General features: G+C 60.0%; 14 protein-coding genes. 9 read left to right on the top strand and 5 right to left on the bottom strand.

Annotated features, from left to right (window positions below):
• Positions 1 to 105 precede the first annotated feature (105 nt).
• From ACP15S_RS08040 to ACP15S_RS08075, 8 genes are all read left to right on the top strand, one after another.
• A complete protein-coding gene (locus ACP15S_RS08040; RefSeq protein WP_425039050.1) occupies positions 106 to 921 on the top strand; it encodes an arginyltransferase in 816 nt (271 codons plus the stop codon).
• A gap of 75 nt (positions 922 to 996) precedes the next feature.
• Positions 997 to 2,097, top strand: a complete 1,101-nt coding sequence (locus ACP15S_RS08045) for a carboxylate-amine ligase (protein ID WP_425039051.1) — start codon at positions 997 to 999, stop codon at positions 2,095 to 2,097.
• The gene (locus ACP15S_RS08050) at positions 2,094 to 2,744 is read left to right on the top strand and encodes a DUF2161 domain-containing phosphodiesterase (RefSeq protein ID WP_425039052.1); all 651 of its coding nucleotides are present in this window, start codon (positions 2,094 to 2,096) and stop codon (positions 2,742 to 2,744) included. The genes ACP15S_RS08045 and ACP15S_RS08050 overlap by 4 nt, the downstream gene beginning before the upstream one ends.
• A gap of 120 nt (positions 2,745 to 2,864) precedes the next feature.
• Entirely contained in the window at positions 2,865 to 4,004 is a 1,140-nt protein-coding gene (locus ACP15S_RS08055; protein WP_425039053.1) for an acyl-CoA dehydrogenase family protein, read from the top strand.
• 38 nt (positions 4,005 to 4,042) lie between these two features.
• A complete protein-coding gene (locus ACP15S_RS08060; RefSeq protein WP_425039054.1) occupies positions 4,043 to 5,089 on the top strand; it encodes an enoyl-CoA hydratase/isomerase family protein in 1,047 nt (348 codons plus the stop codon).
• Complete coding sequence (gene mmsB, locus ACP15S_RS08065; protein WP_425039055.1) at positions 5,086 to 5,958, top strand: 3-hydroxyisobutyrate dehydrogenase; 873 nt, start codon at positions 5,086 to 5,088, stop codon at positions 5,956 to 5,958. The genes ACP15S_RS08060 and mmsB overlap by 4 nt, the downstream gene beginning before the upstream one ends.
• Before the next feature lie 98 nt (positions 5,959 to 6,056).
• On the top strand, positions 6,057 to 6,929 hold the full coding sequence (locus tag ACP15S_RS08070) for a phosphotransferase family protein (RefSeq protein WP_425039675.1): 873 nt from the start codon (positions 6,057 to 6,059) through the stop codon (positions 6,927 to 6,929).
• An 84-nt stretch (positions 6,930 to 7,013) separates the two neighbouring features.
• Positions 7,014 to 8,486: a D-Ala-D-Ala carboxypeptidase family metallohydrolase gene (locus ACP15S_RS08075; protein WP_425039056.1), complete on the top strand. Its 1,473-nt coding sequence runs from the start codon at positions 7,014 to 7,016 to the stop codon at positions 8,484 to 8,486.
• 6 nt (positions 8,487 to 8,492) lie between these two features.
• Here ACP15S_RS08075 and ACP15S_RS08080 read toward each other — a convergent pair whose 3' ends face one another.
• From ACP15S_RS08080 to uvrA, 3 genes are all read right to left on the bottom strand, one after another.
• Positions 8,493 to 8,858 (bottom strand): hypothetical protein, encoded by a 366-nt coding sequence (locus ACP15S_RS08080; RefSeq protein WP_425039057.1) that lies wholly within the window; start codon positions 8,856 to 8,858, stop codon positions 8,493 to 8,495.
• Between the two features lie 65 nt (positions 8,859 to 8,923).
• Positions 8,924 to 9,304, bottom strand: a complete 381-nt coding sequence (locus tag ACP15S_RS08085; protein ID WP_425039058.1) for a hypothetical protein — start codon at positions 9,302 to 9,304, stop codon at positions 8,924 to 8,926.
• Complete coding sequence (gene uvrA, locus ACP15S_RS08090) at positions 9,301 to 12,165, bottom strand: excinuclease ABC subunit UvrA (RefSeq protein ID WP_425039059.1); 2,865 nt, start codon at positions 12,163 to 12,165, stop codon at positions 9,301 to 9,303. Before uvrA ends, ACP15S_RS08085 begins: the two co-directional genes overlap by 4 nt.
• A 214-nt stretch (positions 12,166 to 12,379) precedes the next feature.
• On the opposite strand from uvrA, the gene ACP15S_RS08095 reads away from it, so the two are divergent.
• Positions 12,380 to 12,877: a hypothetical protein gene (locus tag ACP15S_RS08095; protein WP_425039060.1), complete on the top strand. Its 498-nt coding sequence runs from the start codon at positions 12,380 to 12,382 to the stop codon at positions 12,875 to 12,877.
• Between the two features lie 81 nt (positions 12,878 to 12,958).
• Here ACP15S_RS08095 and ACP15S_RS08100 read toward each other — a convergent pair whose 3' ends face one another.
• Positions 12,959 to 14,047: an ABC transporter ATP-binding protein gene (locus ACP15S_RS08100; RefSeq protein ID WP_425039061.1), complete on the bottom strand. Its 1,089-nt coding sequence runs from the start codon at positions 14,045 to 14,047 to the stop codon at positions 12,959 to 12,961.
• Between the two features lie 17 nt (positions 14,048 to 14,064).
• A complete protein-coding gene (locus ACP15S_RS08105; RefSeq protein WP_425039062.1) occupies positions 14,065 to 15,717 on the bottom strand; it encodes an alpha-glucosidase in 1,653 nt (550 codons plus the stop codon).
• Between the last annotated feature and the right edge of the window lies 1 nt (position 15,718).

The raw sequence follows: 15,718 nt of genomic DNA on the forward strand, positions 1-15,718 counted from the left end.
CTGGCATCACCCACCCGACCAAAGCACAGAGATACAAAGGGTTGGCACCGCCACCTCGATTGGCTAGTCTTACATCACTGATGCTTCTGTGAATACGGTCTTGTAATGCGCCATACACTTCCTCTCGCGCCGCAGTTCTATGTGACTGCGCCGCAGCCCTGCCCGTACATTGAGGGCCGGATGGAGCGTAAGCTGTTTACCGCGCTGCAGGGCGACAACGCGACCGTGCTCAATGACAGTCTGTCCAAACAAGGCTTCCGCCGCTCGCAGAATGTGCTCTACAGGCCATCCTGCTCAGAATGCTCGGCCTGCCTCTCCGCCCGGATCGACGTGTCCCGCTTTGAGGTCACGCGCAGCCAACGCAAGACGCTCAAGCGCAATCAGGACCTGACCCGCAAGGCAACCTCGCCCTGGGCTACCGAAGAACAATACGAGCTCTTCCGCCGCTACCTCGACAGCCGTCACGCCGATGGCGGAATGGCCGATATGGATGTGTTCGAATTTGCTGCCATGGTCGAGGAGACGCCAATCCGCTCCCGCCTCGTGGAATATACCGACGCCGAGGGCGCGCTCACGGCCGTGAGCCTGACCGACGTGCTCGATGACGGGCTCTCCATGGTCTACAGCTTTTACACGCCCGACGCGCCCCGCCGCTCGCTGGGCACACATATGATCCTTGATCATATTGAAATCGCGCGAAAATCCGGTCTGCCTTATGTCTATCTGGGCTATTGGGTCCCCGGCTCCCCCAAGATGGGCTACAAGGCCAAATTCTCCGGGCTCGAAGTGTTTCTGGGCGGCGAATGGCAGCGCATGGCCGATCCCGAGAGCTACTCGGTCGATGATCACCCGCTGGCGACAGATCCGATCGCCGAGCAAGTGGCCAATATCTCCCTGCCCGACCTGCGCAACAATTACTGAGCGCGTCCAAAGCGCCGCGCGTTCCATCAAACCCCGCCGATTTGATCTTCTGCGCAAGCGCGGTAATGTGGAGCCATGTCTGAACCGGATTTCACAATTGGCATAGAGGAGGAATACCTCCTCGTGGATCGCACAAGCCTCGCGCTGGCCAAGGTCCCGCAAGAGATGATGGCCGCCTGCGAGGCGCGCCTCAACGGCAAGGTCAGCCCGGAATACCTCGAGTGTCAGATCGAGATCGGCACCGGCGTCTGCCGCAATGCGGCCGAGGCCCGCGCCGATCTGCGCCACCTGCGCAGCACCATCGCCACCGAGGCCGCCCGCCATGGGCTGGCCCCCATTGCCGCCTCCTGTCATCCCTTCGCCGATTGGAAAGATCAGCACCACACCGACAAGCCGCGCTACAACCAGCTGCGCAGCGATCTGGGCGGCGTTGTCCAGCGTATGCTGATCTGCGGCATGCATGTGCATGTGGGCCTCGCCAATGACGCGCTGCGCGCTGATCTGATGGGCCAGCTGAGCTACTTCCTGCCCCATCTTCTGGCGCTCTCGACCTCCTCGCCCTTCTGGCAGGGCAAGGACACCGGGCTCGCGAGCTACCGCCTGACCGTCTTTGACAACCTGCCCCGCACCGGCCTGCCGCCACAGCTGAATTCCTGGGATGAGTACCAGCGCTCCGTCGGGGTGCTGACCGATCTGGGCGTGATCGAGGACAGCACGAAGATCTGGTGGGATCTGCGCCCCTCGCACAAATTCCCGACGCTGGAGACGCGCATCATGGATGTGCAGCCGCGCATGGAAGACGCGCTCTCGCTGGCCGCGCTGATCCAGTGCCTCTCGCGCATGCTCTGGCGGCTGCGCCGCAACAACCAGCGCTGGCGGCTTTATGACCGATTCCTCATCGAGGAAAACCGCTGGCGCGCGCAGCGCTACGGCGCAACCGAGGGGCTGATCGATTTCGGCGCGGGCCAGATCGTGCCCATGGCCGATCTCGTGGGCGAATTGATCGCGCTGGTCTCGGAGGATGCCGAGCATCTGGGCTGCACGGATGAGCTCACGCGCCTGCGCACCATCGTCGAGGATGGCACCTCAGCCGAGCGCCAGCGCCGTGTCGCCGCCGATGGCGGGCCAGAGGCCGTCGTGCGTCACCTCATGGCGGAGTTCGAACAGGACCTGTGAAAGAAACCCAGCTTTACGGCCCCGTGAAGGCCCTGTTGGAAGCGCAGGGCTATGACGTCAAAGGTGAGATTGGCGCGGCGGATGTCGTGGCTGTTCGCGGCGCGGAAGATCCCGTGATCGTGGAGCTCAAGACCTCCTTCGCGCTGGCGCTCTTTCATCAGGCCATCGCCCGGCAAGCGATCACCGACGCCGTCTATGTGGCCGTCCCCCACAATCCCGGCAAACGCTTCCTGAAGTCGCTCAAAGACAACACGGCGCTCTGCCGCCGTCTGGGGCTTGGGCTGATCACAGTGCGCCTCAAGGATGGGCACACCCAGATCCATCTTGATCCCGCGCCCTATGCCCCGCGCAAATCCAAGCACCGCACTGCGCGGCTCCTGAAAGAGTTTGCTGCCCGTGTGGGCGACCCCAATGAAGGCGGCGCAGATCGCTCGCGCCATCTCGTGACCGCTTATCGCCAGGACGCCTTGCGCATTGCCGCTCATCTGGCCGAGTACGGCCCCTGCAAGGGTGCGGATGTGGCGCGCGCCTGTGACATTGCCCGCGCGACAACGATCATGCGCGATGACCACTATGGATGGTTTGAGCGCACCGAACACAGAGGCGTTTACAAACTCTCACCAAGGGGCGCGCGCGAAACGGTCTGAGCGAGGGCTTTTGTGCGATTTGGAGGGGTAATCGTACAAAAGCCCCCCGCTCATCTTGTCAAAGCCACGCCATCGCGCCAGTATTTGAACGCGCGTTTAATAAATCGCTGGGAGGCGTGGATGGACTTCGGATTAAGCGAGGAGCAACAGGCCATTTTCGATATGACCCACGCTTTCGGGCAGGAGCATATCGCGCCCTTTGCCCGCGATTGGGAGGCTGCGGGCACCATTCCGAAGGAGCTTTGGCCAAAGGTGGCCGAGCTGGGTTTGGCCGGGATCTACGTCAGCGAAGACAACGGCGGATCGGGTCTCAGCCGTCTTGACGCGACCTTGGTTTTCGAAGCGATGTCAATGGCTTGCCCCTCTGTGGCGGCGTTCCTGTCGATCCACAACATGTGCGCGAAGATGCTGGACAAACACGCCTCAGAAGAGTTGCGAGAGAGGTATCTTCCTACCGCACTCACGATGGAGCGCGTCTTCTCCTATTGCCTGACGGAGCCCGGCTCTGGAAGTGATGCATCAGCTTTGCGCTCCAAGGCACTGAAAAAAAACGAAGGATACCGCCTGACCGGGACCAAGGCCTTCATCTCAGGGGGCGGGTATTCTGATACCTACATCGTCATGGCCCGCACCGGCGAGGATGGCCCAAAAGGCATCTCCGCATTGCTTGTGGACGACGGATCGGAGGGTCTGAGCTTTGGCGGGCTTGAGGACAAGATGGGCTGGCGCTCGCAACCGACGCGTCAAGTCCAGATGGATAACTGTCTGACACCAATAGAGAATTTGCTTGGCGAAGAAGGGCATGGTTTCCGCTACGCGATGGAAGGCCTCGACGGTGGACGGCTCAATATCGCCGCCTGTTCGCTGGGCGCGGCCCAACAGGCCATGGACCTCACCCGCGCCTACATGAGCGAACGGGAAGCCTTCGGCAAGTCTATCGATCAGTTTCAGGCGTTGCAATTCCGTCTGGCTGACATGGAGATTGACCTGCAAGCCGCCCGCGTCTTACTGCGTCAAGCTGCATGGAAGCTCGACACCGGCGCGCCAGACGCGGGCAAACACTGCGCCATGGCCAAGAAACTTGTCACGGAAACGGGATCAAAAGTCGTCGACAATTGCCTGCAACTCTTTGGTGGATATGGATATTTGGCGGATTACGGCATTGAGAAGCTTGTCCGTGACCTGCGCGTGCATCAAATCCTGGAAGGCACCAACGAGATCATGCGCCTTATCGTTGCCCGGCATCTTCTTGCGGAATAAGAACGCCTGGCAAAATACTGAAACAGAAAGACTTTTTTATGTCTGACATCTCTATTCGCATCACGGGCGCCACGGGCCGGATCACGCTACAGAGACCCGATGCGTTGAACGCACTCTCCTACGACATGTGCCTCCAGATCGACGCCGCGCTCAAAGCGTGGGAGTATAATGATACCGTCAAGATGATCGTCATCGATGCCGAAGGCACACGCGCCTTCTGCGCTGGCGGCGACATACAGGAGATGTATGATACTGGAATGGCTGGAGATTTTGCCTACGGGCAAAGGTTCTGGCGTGATGAATACCGGATGAACGCACGTTTGTTCGAGTTCCCCAAACCCGTGGCGTCTTTCCTGCAAGGCTTCACCATGGGCGGCGGTGTCGGCGTGGGATGTCATGGATCGCACCGCGTTGTCGGGGATACATCCATGATCGCCATGCCGGAATGCGGCATTGGATTGGTCCCCGATGTGGGAGGCTCCCTCATCCTTGCCCGCGCCCCCGGTCGCCTCGGCGAATACCTCGGCACAACTGGCGCGCGGATGGGGCCCGGAGACGCCATTCTGGCCGGGTTTGCCGATTACTACATCCCCGAGGATACGTGGCCCGAATTGATCGAAACCTTGGAGCGCACCGGCGATTGGACCCAGATCGACACGGCTGCCCTGACCCCGCCCATCGGCCCCATCCAAAACGCGCGTGCCGAGATTAACCGCCTCTTCACAGGCGAGCGGCTGGGCGATATTCTCAAGGATCTAGAGACAGATGGCAGCGAATTTGCGCAAGCCACGCTGGCCATGATGGCGCGCAATGCCCCGCTCTCCATGGCCTGCGCCATAGACATGACACATCGCCTGCGCGGCGACGTCGCGACCATCCGATCGGCGCTTGAGCTGGAATACCGCTTCACCCATCGCGCCATGGAAAACGCTGATTTCCTTGAAGGAATCCGCGCCGCTATCATCGACAAAGACCGTACGCCCAAGTGGCAGCATCCCTTGGAGGCCGTACCCCCTCTGGCCGTATCCCAGATGCTGATGCCACTCGGGCCAGACAAGCTGACATTCGAGGAGGAAACCCCATGAAAATCGGATTTATCGGGCTGGGCAATATGGGCGCTCCCATGGCGGCCAATCTGGCGAAAGCGGGCCATGATGTCACCGGGTTTGACGTGGCGGGCACGCAGGCAGACGGCGTGCGGTCAGTCGCGGTGGCGACAGAAGCTGCCGCAGGGGCGGAGGTGGTGATCACCATGCTGCCCAATGGCGCTATTCTGCGCGATGTCGCCACAAACATTCTGCCCGCGATGCCTGAGGGAGCGGTCCTGCTGGATTGCTCAACCGTGGATGTCGACAGCGCGCGCGCCGTCGCGGAGGAAGCGCAAAAAGCCGGAAAAATGGCCTTGGATGCGCCTGTTTCCGGCGGAATTGGCGGCGCGGCTGCCGGGACGCTGACCTTTATGGTCGGTGGGCCAGAGGCCGCACTTACCATCGCGCAACCGCTCCTCGATGTGATGGGGCAAAAGACCGTACATTGCGGCGGCGCGGGCAACGGGCAAGCCGCAAAGATCTGCAACAACATGATCCTCGGTGTCACCATGATTGCGACCTGTGAGGCTTTTGCTCTTGCCGACAAACTCGGCCTCGATCGGCAGGCGATGTTTGACGTTGTCTCAACCTCTTCGGGCTATTCATGGTCCATGAACGCCTATTGTCCCGCCCCCGGAATCGGGCCCCAGAGCCCCGCAGACAATGCCTACACGCCCGGATTTGCCGCAGAGCTTATGGTCAAGGATCTGGGCCTGTCGCAGGATGCCGCCAATTCTGCGGACGCGGATACGCCGATGGGCGCACAAGCGCTGGCGCTCTACCGCACGTTCGTCGAAGACGAAGACGGGCGCGGCCTGGATTTCTCCGCGATGTTGCCGCGCTTTGAAAAACGAGGTCGCAGCTGAGAGGGCTCACGCATTGGCGGCTGAGCGGCGAGCGTTTTGCCAAGACATGCGCGGCGGAATTTGTCGCCGCGCGCTTTCCCGGGCAAGACTACGGTCTGATCCGGCTCTATCGCTCGTCGGACTATCCCACGGAGCGACAGGTCTATGTTCTGGGTATTGGCGATGCGCGATACTGTCTGAAGTTTGACACCAAAGGCGCTGAGACCAATCGTCTGGTCGATGAATTCAACACCCTGACCGATCTGCATGACAAGTTTGCCTCATTTGACGATGCGGGTGTGATCACTCCGCTCTACCTCTCACCCGACAAGTGCTTTTTCGTAACGGAATATATCGAGCGCCCGACCGCCATGCAGGTGGTTCGCGAGAGCGATAACCTGGCGCGTATCGCTCAGGTCTACCGTCGGGGCGGTGCATGGTTGCATGCCCTCCATAGCTGTGGGCCGCAACGTGAGGCACAGTTCTGGCCCAATTGGATGGTCGAAAGCGTCGAGGAGAAAATCGCCCTTGGCCCGCTGGCCCGCGCAGCGCAATACGAGCCTTTTCTCGCGCGTTTCAAGGCGGAGTGCGCGACGCTGACCCGCGCGCCGCAACGCGCTGGCTTCTCTCACGGGGATTTTCACAGCCGCAATCTCCTGCTGGGGCGCGGCCTCTGCTATGGCCTGGACTTCACGGAAGTTACCGACAAGTTGCTGGTCTATGATTGCGTCGACTTTCTGAAAATGGATGTCCATCTGGACTTGCCCAAAGCCGACATTGATCGCTCCGGGATCTCCGCACATCACCGCGATATGTTCTTCCGGCGCTATCGTCATCAGATCAACCCGGAGGTCTTTGAATGTGCCATGCGCGGGCGCTTGCTGATTGATTGGCTCGCTATTACCCCCAAGCGTTACAAAAAGACGGATTTTCAACGGACCAAGTTTGACAGGCTGGCAGATCGTCTCGAGATCGCCTTTTCAACCGGGTGATCGCGCGGGCCGAACACACGCAATGCTTGCATGAATAACTTTTACGGTTAAGCTTTTGGCCTTTAGCCAGAAGTGGATTTGACCATGCTTATTTTGAAAAACTCGGACGCCGGGTACAAAAATCCTGTGGGCTCGATTGTCTTGCAGGTGCAACGCGCGCTGCGCGACAGTGGACATTCGCCCGGCGTGATCGATGGTGAGTTCGGCGGGGGGACAGAAAAAGCCCTGCGTGCCTATCAAAAATCAGTGGGTTTGCCAGAGAGTGGCAGCGTCGATTTGACAACATGGACACGGCTGACCGGCCATGCCGCGCCGCCTTCGATTTTCGAACGGGCGCTGGCGATCACCGCGAGCTTTGAGGGGCACGGCTACACCAAAATCGCCGGTAATTTCGATGGCGCTCTGCTGACCTGGGGGATTATCGGATATACGATGGGCGGCGGCTCGCTCCAGAAGCTGATGGCTCGGATCACGCAATACGATCCCTCCGCGATTGACGATGCTTTTGGCGCTTTGGCGGAGCCCTGGAAAGAGGTTCTGGGCCAAAGCAAAACCAAGCAACGCAGCTTTGCCAATGAGATTTCCGTTGCGCCGAAGAAATACAAGGTGAAGGCGCCGTGGTCAGAGGCGTTTCATCGCCTGGGTCAGAACCCGCAGGCGCAGCGCGCGCAAAACGATCTGGCCCGCGAGCTTTATTGGACACGCGCGCAGAAAATCATGGCGCGTGAAGCCCTTGATGGTGAGTTGGGGGCCTGTCTGGCCTTTGATATCGCTGTGCAAAACGGCTCGATTGATACAGGGGATCGCAAACACCTCAACCGCCTGCTCTCCGAGGCCGGGCCGGTCAGCGGCGAGGCCTATCGGGCCTGCTATGCCGAGGCCATGGCGCTGGGATCCAAGCAGGCCTACCAAAACGATGTGCGCAGCCGCAAGATGACATTGGCGACCGGCTCCGGCAAGGTCCATGGCGCGAATTACAAATTGGTGGATTGGGGCCTCGCGGACAGGGTGGTTGCGGCTGAGGCCGATGAGACCGTGGTCTCTTCCACTTCCGGCTGGGCGACTGCCAGTGATACGATGGTGCTCACGGCACCGGCACAGAGCGCAAGCGGCGATGATGAGGCGGATTTCATGGCCTTCATCAAGTCTCTTGGCCTGAAAAATTTCAAACCCTATGAATTCCTGATCAAGGGCGACAAGAACGCCAATCCCGAAAGTGCCGCCTACCAGACCAATACCAACCCACCCCGCGAGCTTTGGCCCAATATCGCGCCGACGGCACGGGTCCTGGACATTCTGCGCGGGCGCATTGATGCACCGATCCGGACGATCTCCGTCTATCGCAGCCCGGCCTATAACGTGGCCATAGGTGGCGCGAAGAAGTCCCAGCATACGATGTTTCGCGCCGTTGACTTCGTCGCCCAGGGCAATTCGACGCCGCTGGATTGGGCCAATACGCTGCGTTCCATGCGTGCGGAGGGATTGTTTCTGGGCGGCATTGGCACCTACTCGACCTTCGTGCACATCGACACGCGCGGCTTCAACGCGGATTGGTAGGGCAGATCAGGGCTTATTGACGCCGATGTGTCGCCCAAGTTTACGGCAATAGCGCGCCCAATCGCGGAACTCCTCGCTGAAGACATAGAGCCTGCCTTTGCCGTCCCACAGCTGCGCTTTGCGCTTAGCCATTGCAGCGACATAGGCAGCAGGATCGCCCTGCCCTTCAGTCTGCGCCTGCGTCTCGGCAGCCTGCATGTAGCTCTCTGCCAGGGCTTTGAGCGTGTGGCCCTTTTCGTTCATCGCGGCCTTGCCCGATTGACGGTTGGAGAGGTCAAAGAGTTGCGCGCATTGCACAAGGCTCTCACTGATGGGCTGGCTTGCGGCAACCGGTTGGGCGAAAGTGAGGATCAAGACAAGTATGACACGCATGGGACGGCCTCCGTGGATGGCCTCTGGGTAGCGGTGCAGCATGTCAGAAGTTTGGCCGTCGCGCGTCAGAGCGGCAGATCATGGGCCAGACCAAAGGCGCGGCAGGCGATCAGAAAATCCTGCAACCCGGCGACTTTTGGATCCTCCGGCGTGGCATTGCCCCAATAGTCACTGTGCTCCGCGCTTTTGCGTGCCACGAAATCCCGCCCGTGAAAGCTTTGTACTTTGGCGCGCATGGCGTCGGCCGCTGCAGGGAAATCAATCACCGCGTCCTCGGGAAAGGCCTCTGGCCCCGGCGCAATCTCGAAGAGATCAAGAATGGCCGCGCATTCAAGGATCTTGTCCGCATCGCCCAGAGACCACAATTGCCATACATCGGCACTGCCCGGCGATTGCGCGGCAAGCGCCACAGGCACGGCACATGCAAAGGCGGCAGCCCGGATCACTCCGCCGCCACGCGCGTCACACCCAGCATCGGCGCAAGATAGCGCCCCGTATGCGAGCGTCCGACAACGGCCACATCTTCCGGCGTGCCCGTGGCCACGATCTCACCGCCGCCATCGCCGCCTTCGGGGCCGATATCGATGATGTGATCGGCCGTCTTGATGACATCAAGATTGTGCTCAATCACCACGACGGAGTTTCCTTGATCCACCAATTCATGCAGCACTTCCAGAAGCTTGCGCACATCCTCGAAATGCAGACCTGTGGTTGGTTCATCAAGGATGTAAAGCGTGCGCCCCGTCGAGCGTTTGGAGAGTTCCTTGGCCAGTTTGACGCGCTGCGCCTCACCGCCCGAGAGCGTCGTGGCCTGCTGACCTACCTTGATGTAACCCAGCCCCACGCGCATGAGCGCATCCATCTTCTCGCGGATGGAGGGCACGGCCTTGAAGAAGCCCTGCGCATCCTCAACCGTCATGTCGAGCACATCGGCGATGCTCTTGCCCTTGAAGCGGATCTCCAGCGTCTCACGGTTGTAGCGCTGACCCTGACAGGTCTCGCAGGTCACATAGACATCGGGGAGGAAGTGCATCTCGATCTTGATGACGCCATCCCCCTGACAGGCCTCGCAGCGCCCGCCCTTCACGTTGAACGAAAACCGGCCAGGCTTGTAGCCGCGCGCCTTGGATTCCGGCAGGCCGGCAAACCAGTCACGAATGGGCGTGAAGGCACCGGTATAGGTCGCGGGATTTGAGCGCGGCGTGCGCCCGATGGGACGTTGGTCAATGTCGATGACCTTGTCGAGGTGCTCGAGCCCCTTGATTGTCTCGCATGGCGCGGGCGTCTGGCGCGCGCCGTTGAGGGCCATGGAGGCGGTCTTGAAGAGTGTTTCGATTGTCAGGGTGGACTTGCCCCCGCCCGACACGCCTGAGACGCAGACGAACTGCCCCAGCGGGAAATCCGCCGTGACCTCGCGCAAGTTGTTGCCCGTGGCCTTGACCACACTCAACGTCTTGCCATTGCCCGCGCGCCGCTCGGCAGGCACGGAGATCTCGCGCTTGCCAGACAGGTACTGCCCCGTCAGGGATTTGGGTGCTTCGAGGATCTGCTTGGGCGTGCCCTTGGCCACCACCTCGCCGCCATGCACGCCCGCGCCGGGCCCAATGTCGAACACATAATCCGCCTCGCGGATGGCCTCCTCGTCATGCTCCACGACAATGACCGTATTGCCCTGATCCCGCAGGTTTTTCAGCGTGTCGAGCAGGCGGGTATTGTCGCGCTGATGCAGGCCAATGGAGGGCTCGTCCAGAACGTAGAGAACACCCGTGAGGCCGGACCCGATCTGGGAGGCCAGCCGGATGCGCTGGCTCTCGCCGCCTGATAAAGTGCCAGCATTGCGCGAGAGCGTCAGGTATTCGAGGCCCACGTTATTGAGGAAGCCCAAACGCTCCCGGATCTCCTTGAGGATGGCGCGTGCGATCTCGTTTTTCTGGTTGGTCAGGTGCTCGGGCACCGACTGACACCAATCAAACGCTTCCTTGATCGACATCTGGACAACTTCGCCCACATGCAGCCCGGCGATTTTAACGGCCAGCGCTTCCTCACGCAGACGGTAGCCGCCACAGGCCCCGCACGGACGGTTGTTTTGATACCGTTCAAACTCTTCGCGGATCCAGTTGCTGTCTGTTTCGCGGTAGCGGCGCTCCATATTGGGAATGACGCCTTCAAAGACGCGCGTCACCTGATAGACGCGTCCGCCTTCGTCATAACGGAACGGGATTTCCTCCTCGCCCGAGCCATAGAGAAACACCTGCTGCACATGCGGTGCGAGGTCTTTCCAGCGGGCATTGTCATCAAACTCGTAATGCTTGGCGATCGCTTCAATGGTTTGCAGGAAATACGGGCTTTTGCCTTTCCGCCAGGGCGCGAGGGCGCCATCCCGGATCTTCAACGTCTGATCAGGAACGACCAGGCGCTCATCGAAGAAAAGCTCGTGACCCAGCCCGTCACATTCCGGACACGCGCCAAAAGGTGCGTTGAAGGAAAACAGGCGCGGCTCAATCTCCGGGATCGTGAAGCCGGAGACCGGACAGGCGAAGTTTTCAGAGAAGGTGATGCGCTGGGGCTCGCCTTCGTCTTCGCGCGGCGCTGTTTCCAGAATGGCAATGCCATCGGCCAGATCAAGCGCAGTGCGCAGACTGTCGGCTAGCCGCGTCTCCAGCCCCTCGCGCACAACGATCCTGTCAACAACAACGTCAATGTCATGGCGGTATTTCTTGTCGAGCGTGGGCGGTTCATCCAGATCATGAAACGCGCCATCCACTTTGACGCGTTGGAAGCCCTGCTTGCGCAGCTCCAGAAACTCCTTGCGATATTCGCCCTTACGATCCCGGATAATGGGCGCGAGGAGATAGCCGCGCGTGCCCTCCTCCATCTCCATGATCCGGTCGACCATGTCCTGGACCTGCTGCGCCTCGATGGGCTTGCCCGTGGCGGGGCTGAACGGCGTGCCCGCGCGGGCAAAGAGCAGGCGCATGTAATCGTAGATCTCGGTGACCGTGCCAACGGTCGAACGCGGGTTTTTGGAAGTTGTCTTCTGTTCGATCGAGATGGCCGGGCTCAACCCGGCGATATGATCCACGTCGGGCTTTTCCATCATGTCGAGGAATTGCCGCGCATAGGCGCTCAGGCTCTCGACATAGCGGCGCTGGCCCTCGGCATAGATCGTGTCAAAGGCCAGGGACGACTTGCCAGAGCCAGACAATCCAGTGATGACCACCAGCTTGTCGCGCGGGATATCGACGTCGATTCCCTTGAGGTTATGCTCGCGCGCACCGCGCACCTCGATGTTCTTCAGCTCGGCCATGCCTGCGCCCCCCGATCGTTATCTGTGTCTAGATAGTTTAAAGCGGCGCGTGCGCCAATCTAAAAATGAGAACAAAAAATGAACGTGACCACTGCAATTTGGCGGGACCGGGGCCTCTTTGTGACGCGTTAATCGGCTTTTAAAGACCTGCACCTATCATCGCCCATCAGTGACGCGCGCTGATCTGCGCGGTTTTGGTGGTGAAAGGCAAAGCATGACACAAGAGCTTTTTCAGATCGCATCGGATCCCGAGACAGAAGATATCGGGATTTTCAAAGCACCGATGACCGACGTGTCCGTCACCGTTACGCCCGCGCGCGCGCGCAACAATCGTGGTGATGTCCTTCTCAAGGGGTTCGTGAACGGCACCTCGGGCATGGAAGTGCTGTTTGCCGGGCGCAGGCGGGCCATTGCCGAGCCGCTCGTGGCCCATCTCAATCGCCGTTGGGCGCAGATGCGCCGCGCGGCAGGGTCGGACAAGATGGACCGGATCGAAACCTCGAGTGTCCGCATTCCAATTCAGGTGCTGGGATGCTGGCGCACCCGGTTTGAAACCGAGGAAGACGGCTGGCGCAGCAAGATCCACCAATTGGTGGTCGCACAATGGTCACTCACCACGCCGGATGGGCAGCGCGTGACACATGGCGAAGCCCCGTTGCATCTTCTCCCGGACATGACCCCTGCCCTCGTCCAGCCGCAACGACGTGCGTGACGAAAGCAGCGCCAGCCTCAGAGCATGAAACTTGCGCGAAACGCGTGTAAGTGTTTCGCGCGTAAGGTCGCGCCTGTCAGATCAGCGATACAGCAAGGACGTGCCGTTTGCGAAGAGATGCACTTTCTCCGGTACGGCAGTCAACGCGACCGTTGAGCCCCGCAGACCTTTGTGAATACCCGGCAGCTTCGCGAGCAACGCCTCATCGGATTGCGGCGAGTCGATATACAGCAGGGTGACCTCGCCGAGTTCTTCTGTGTAGTTAACGGACCCCGTGATCGCGGCAGTGCCATCGGTCGCTGTCAGGTCTTCGGGACGCATGCCTACGTTGACCTTCAACCCCTTGTCCGCCTCGGTCGTGGGAACGGCAGATGTCACCTGGCGGCCATCGCCCAGATCCACAACAGTTTGCGCACCGGTTTCGATCACTTCGCCGGGAACCAGGTTCATCGCCGGTGAACCAATAAACTGCGCGACAAACTCGCTGTTGGGCGTTTCATAGAGCTCAAGCGGCGTGCCGACCTGCGCGACACCCTTGTTGGCCAGGACGACAATCCGCGTTGCCAGCGTCATCGCCTCGACCTGATCATGGGTCACATAGATCATGGTGGATTGCGGCATGGCTTCCTTGAGTTTCGCAATCTCGATCCGGGTCGCAACCCGCAAAGCGGCATCGAGGTTGGAGAGCGGTTCATCAAAGAGATAGACCTTTGGATCACGCACAATGGAGCGCCCGATCGCAACACGCTGGCGTTGGCCCCCGGACAGCGCTTTTGGCAAACGGTCGAGGTACTGGTCCAGCTGTAGAACCTTGGCCGCCCTGTCAATTGCGGCGTCGATCTCTTCCTTGGGCTTTTTCGCGAGCTTGAGCGCAAAGGCCATGTTCTCGCGCACCGTCATGTGCGGATACAGGGCGTAAGACTGGAACACCATTGCGATCCCACGCTGGCTGGGCGGCACCTGATTCATGCGTTGGCCATCGATATCCAACGTCCCGCTGGTGATACTCTCCAGCCCCGCGATCATGCGCAGAAGGGTCGATTTTCCGCAGCCCGAAGGGCCAACGAAAACAATCAACTCACCTTGTTCAATATCGAGATTGACATTGTTGAGCACGTTGACCGTGCCGCCGTAGGTCTTCTCGACATCCACCAGCTTCAAATTCGCCATTGTTCCGTCTCTCCCCGTTATACTTTCAGCGCCAGGGCCGGAGCCCAGGGACCAAGGTGCAGTTTTCCGTCAGGACCTGGTCCGATGGAGCCCAGTTCGGCTGCAATCTGCACCCAGTTTCCCGCTGCCATATCAAGTGTGTACGCGTCATCGCTCAGGTTGAACGCGCAGAAAATCGTCTCGCCGCCATGGCGACGCGTGAAATGCAGAACCGGACCGGTGGCCTGCAGATCATTGATCTCGCCCTTGCTCAGCGCGTCATGGGCCGAACGGAAAGCAATGGCGCGGCGGTAGTGATGCACGATGGACGATGGATCATCCTCCTGCGCCGCCGCAGCGCGGTGCAGATGCTCGTGGCCCACTGGCAACCAAGGCCGCCCCTCAGAGAAACCACCATTCTGGTTGGACGCTTCCCACACGATGGGCGTCCGGCACCCATCGCGACCCTTGTATTCAGGCCAGAACTCGATGCCGTAGGGATCCTGCAGATCCTCAAACGCCACATCGGCCTCGCCATAGCCGAATTCCTCGCCCTGATAGAGACAGGCAGACCCGCGCAGGCACATCATCATCGTGGTGTAGAGGCGTTGCGCCGCATCAGGCAGGCCCCAACGCGACGCATGGCGCTCGACATCATGGTTGGAATAGGCCCAGCACGCCCACCCATCGGGCGCCACCCGGTCGACCCGGTTGAACACATCGACGATCTTCTGGGCTGTCAGCGGATTCTTTTCCAGAAACTCAAATGCATAGCACATATGCACCTTGTCGCCGCCAGAGGTGTATTCACCCAGGATCTCCAGCCCACGCTGCGCATCACCCACCTCTCCCACTGCCGTGGACCCGGGGTATTCGTCCAGCAAAGCGCGGAACCGTTGCAGGAAAGCGAGGTTTTCCGGCTGGTTCTTGGAATAGAGATGCTCCTGATGGTTGTAGGGATTGACCGAGGGCGCGATTGTGGAATTGCGCTTTTCGGGCGCAAGTGCTGGATTGTCCCGCAGCTCCTTATCGGCAAAGTAAAAATTGATCGTATCGAGGCGGAAGCCATCCACGCCGCGATCCAGCCAGAACCGTGTCACATCCAAAAGCGCCTGCTGCACGTCTTCATTGTGAAAATTCAGGTCCGGCTGCGAAGCGAGGAAATTGTGCAGGAAATACTGCTCCCGCCGCGTATCCCATTGCCAGGCAGACCCGCCAAAAATCGACAGCCAGTTGTTGGGCGGTGTGCCATCCGGTTTCGGATCGGCCCAGACATACCAGTCAGCCTTGTCGTTTGTCCGATCCTTGCGGCTCTCGGCAAACCATGCATGTTGATCGGAGGTGTGGCTCAGCACCAGATCGATCATGATGCGAATGCCCAACTGCCGGGCCCCCGCCACAAGCGCATCAAAATCCGCAAGCGTGCCAAACATGGGATCAACGTCGCAATAATCGCTCACGTCGTAGCCGAAATCCTTCATCGGCGAGCGGAAGAATGGCGAAATCCAGATGGCATCCACACCGAGCGAGGCAATATGCGGCAAACGCTGCACGATCCCCAGAAGATCGCCGATCCCGTCGCCATTGCTGTCCTGATAGGAGCGCGGATAGATCTGGTAGATGACCGCACCGCGCCACCAATCGGGATCGGTGTGCAATTCGGTGCGAAGGTCGCGTGCTGTATTGGTCATG

The organism is Primorskyibacter sp. S187A, assembly GCF_049800955.1.
In the GTDB taxonomy this organism is placed as follows: Bacteria; Pseudomonadota; Alphaproteobacteria; order Rhodobacterales; family Rhodobacteraceae; genus JAKVBH01.

Coding starts and splice junctions, on each gene's coding strand:
- ACP15S_RS08040 (WP_425039050.1), top strand. CDS start 106: ATGCGCCATACACTTCCTCTCGCGCCGCAGTTCTATGTGACTGCGCCG.
- ACP15S_RS08045 (WP_425039051.1), top strand. CDS start 997: ATGTCTGAACCGGATTTCACAATTGGCATAGAGGAGGAATACCTCCTC.
- ACP15S_RS08055 (WP_425039053.1), top strand. CDS start 2,865: ATGGACTTCGGATTAAGCGAGGAGCAACAGGCCATTTTCGATATGACC.
- ACP15S_RS08060 (WP_425039054.1), top strand. CDS start 4,043: ATGTCTGACATCTCTATTCGCATCACGGGCGCCACGGGCCGGATCACG.
- mmsB (WP_425039055.1), top strand. CDS start 5,086: ATGAAAATCGGATTTATCGGGCTGGGCAATATGGGCGCTCCCATGGCG.
- ACP15S_RS08075 (WP_425039056.1), top strand. CDS start 7,014: ATGCTTATTTTGAAAAACTCGGACGCCGGGTACAAAAATCCTGTGGGC.
- ACP15S_RS08080 (WP_425039057.1), bottom strand. CDS start 8,858: ATGCGTGTCATACTTGTCTTGATCCTCACTTTCGCCCAACCGGTTGCC.
- uvrA (WP_425039059.1), bottom strand. CDS start 12,165: ATGGCCGAGCTGAAGAACATCGAGGTGCGCGGTGCGCGCGAGCATAAC.
- ACP15S_RS08095 (WP_425039060.1), top strand. CDS start 12,380: ATGACACAAGAGCTTTTTCAGATCGCATCGGATCCCGAGACAGAAGAT.
- ACP15S_RS08100 (WP_425039061.1), bottom strand. CDS start 14,047: ATGGCGAATTTGAAGCTGGTGGATGTCGAGAAGACCTACGGCGGCACG.
- ACP15S_RS08105 (WP_425039062.1), bottom strand. CDS start 15,717: ATGACCAATACAGCACGCGACCTTCGCACCGAATTGCACACCGATCCC.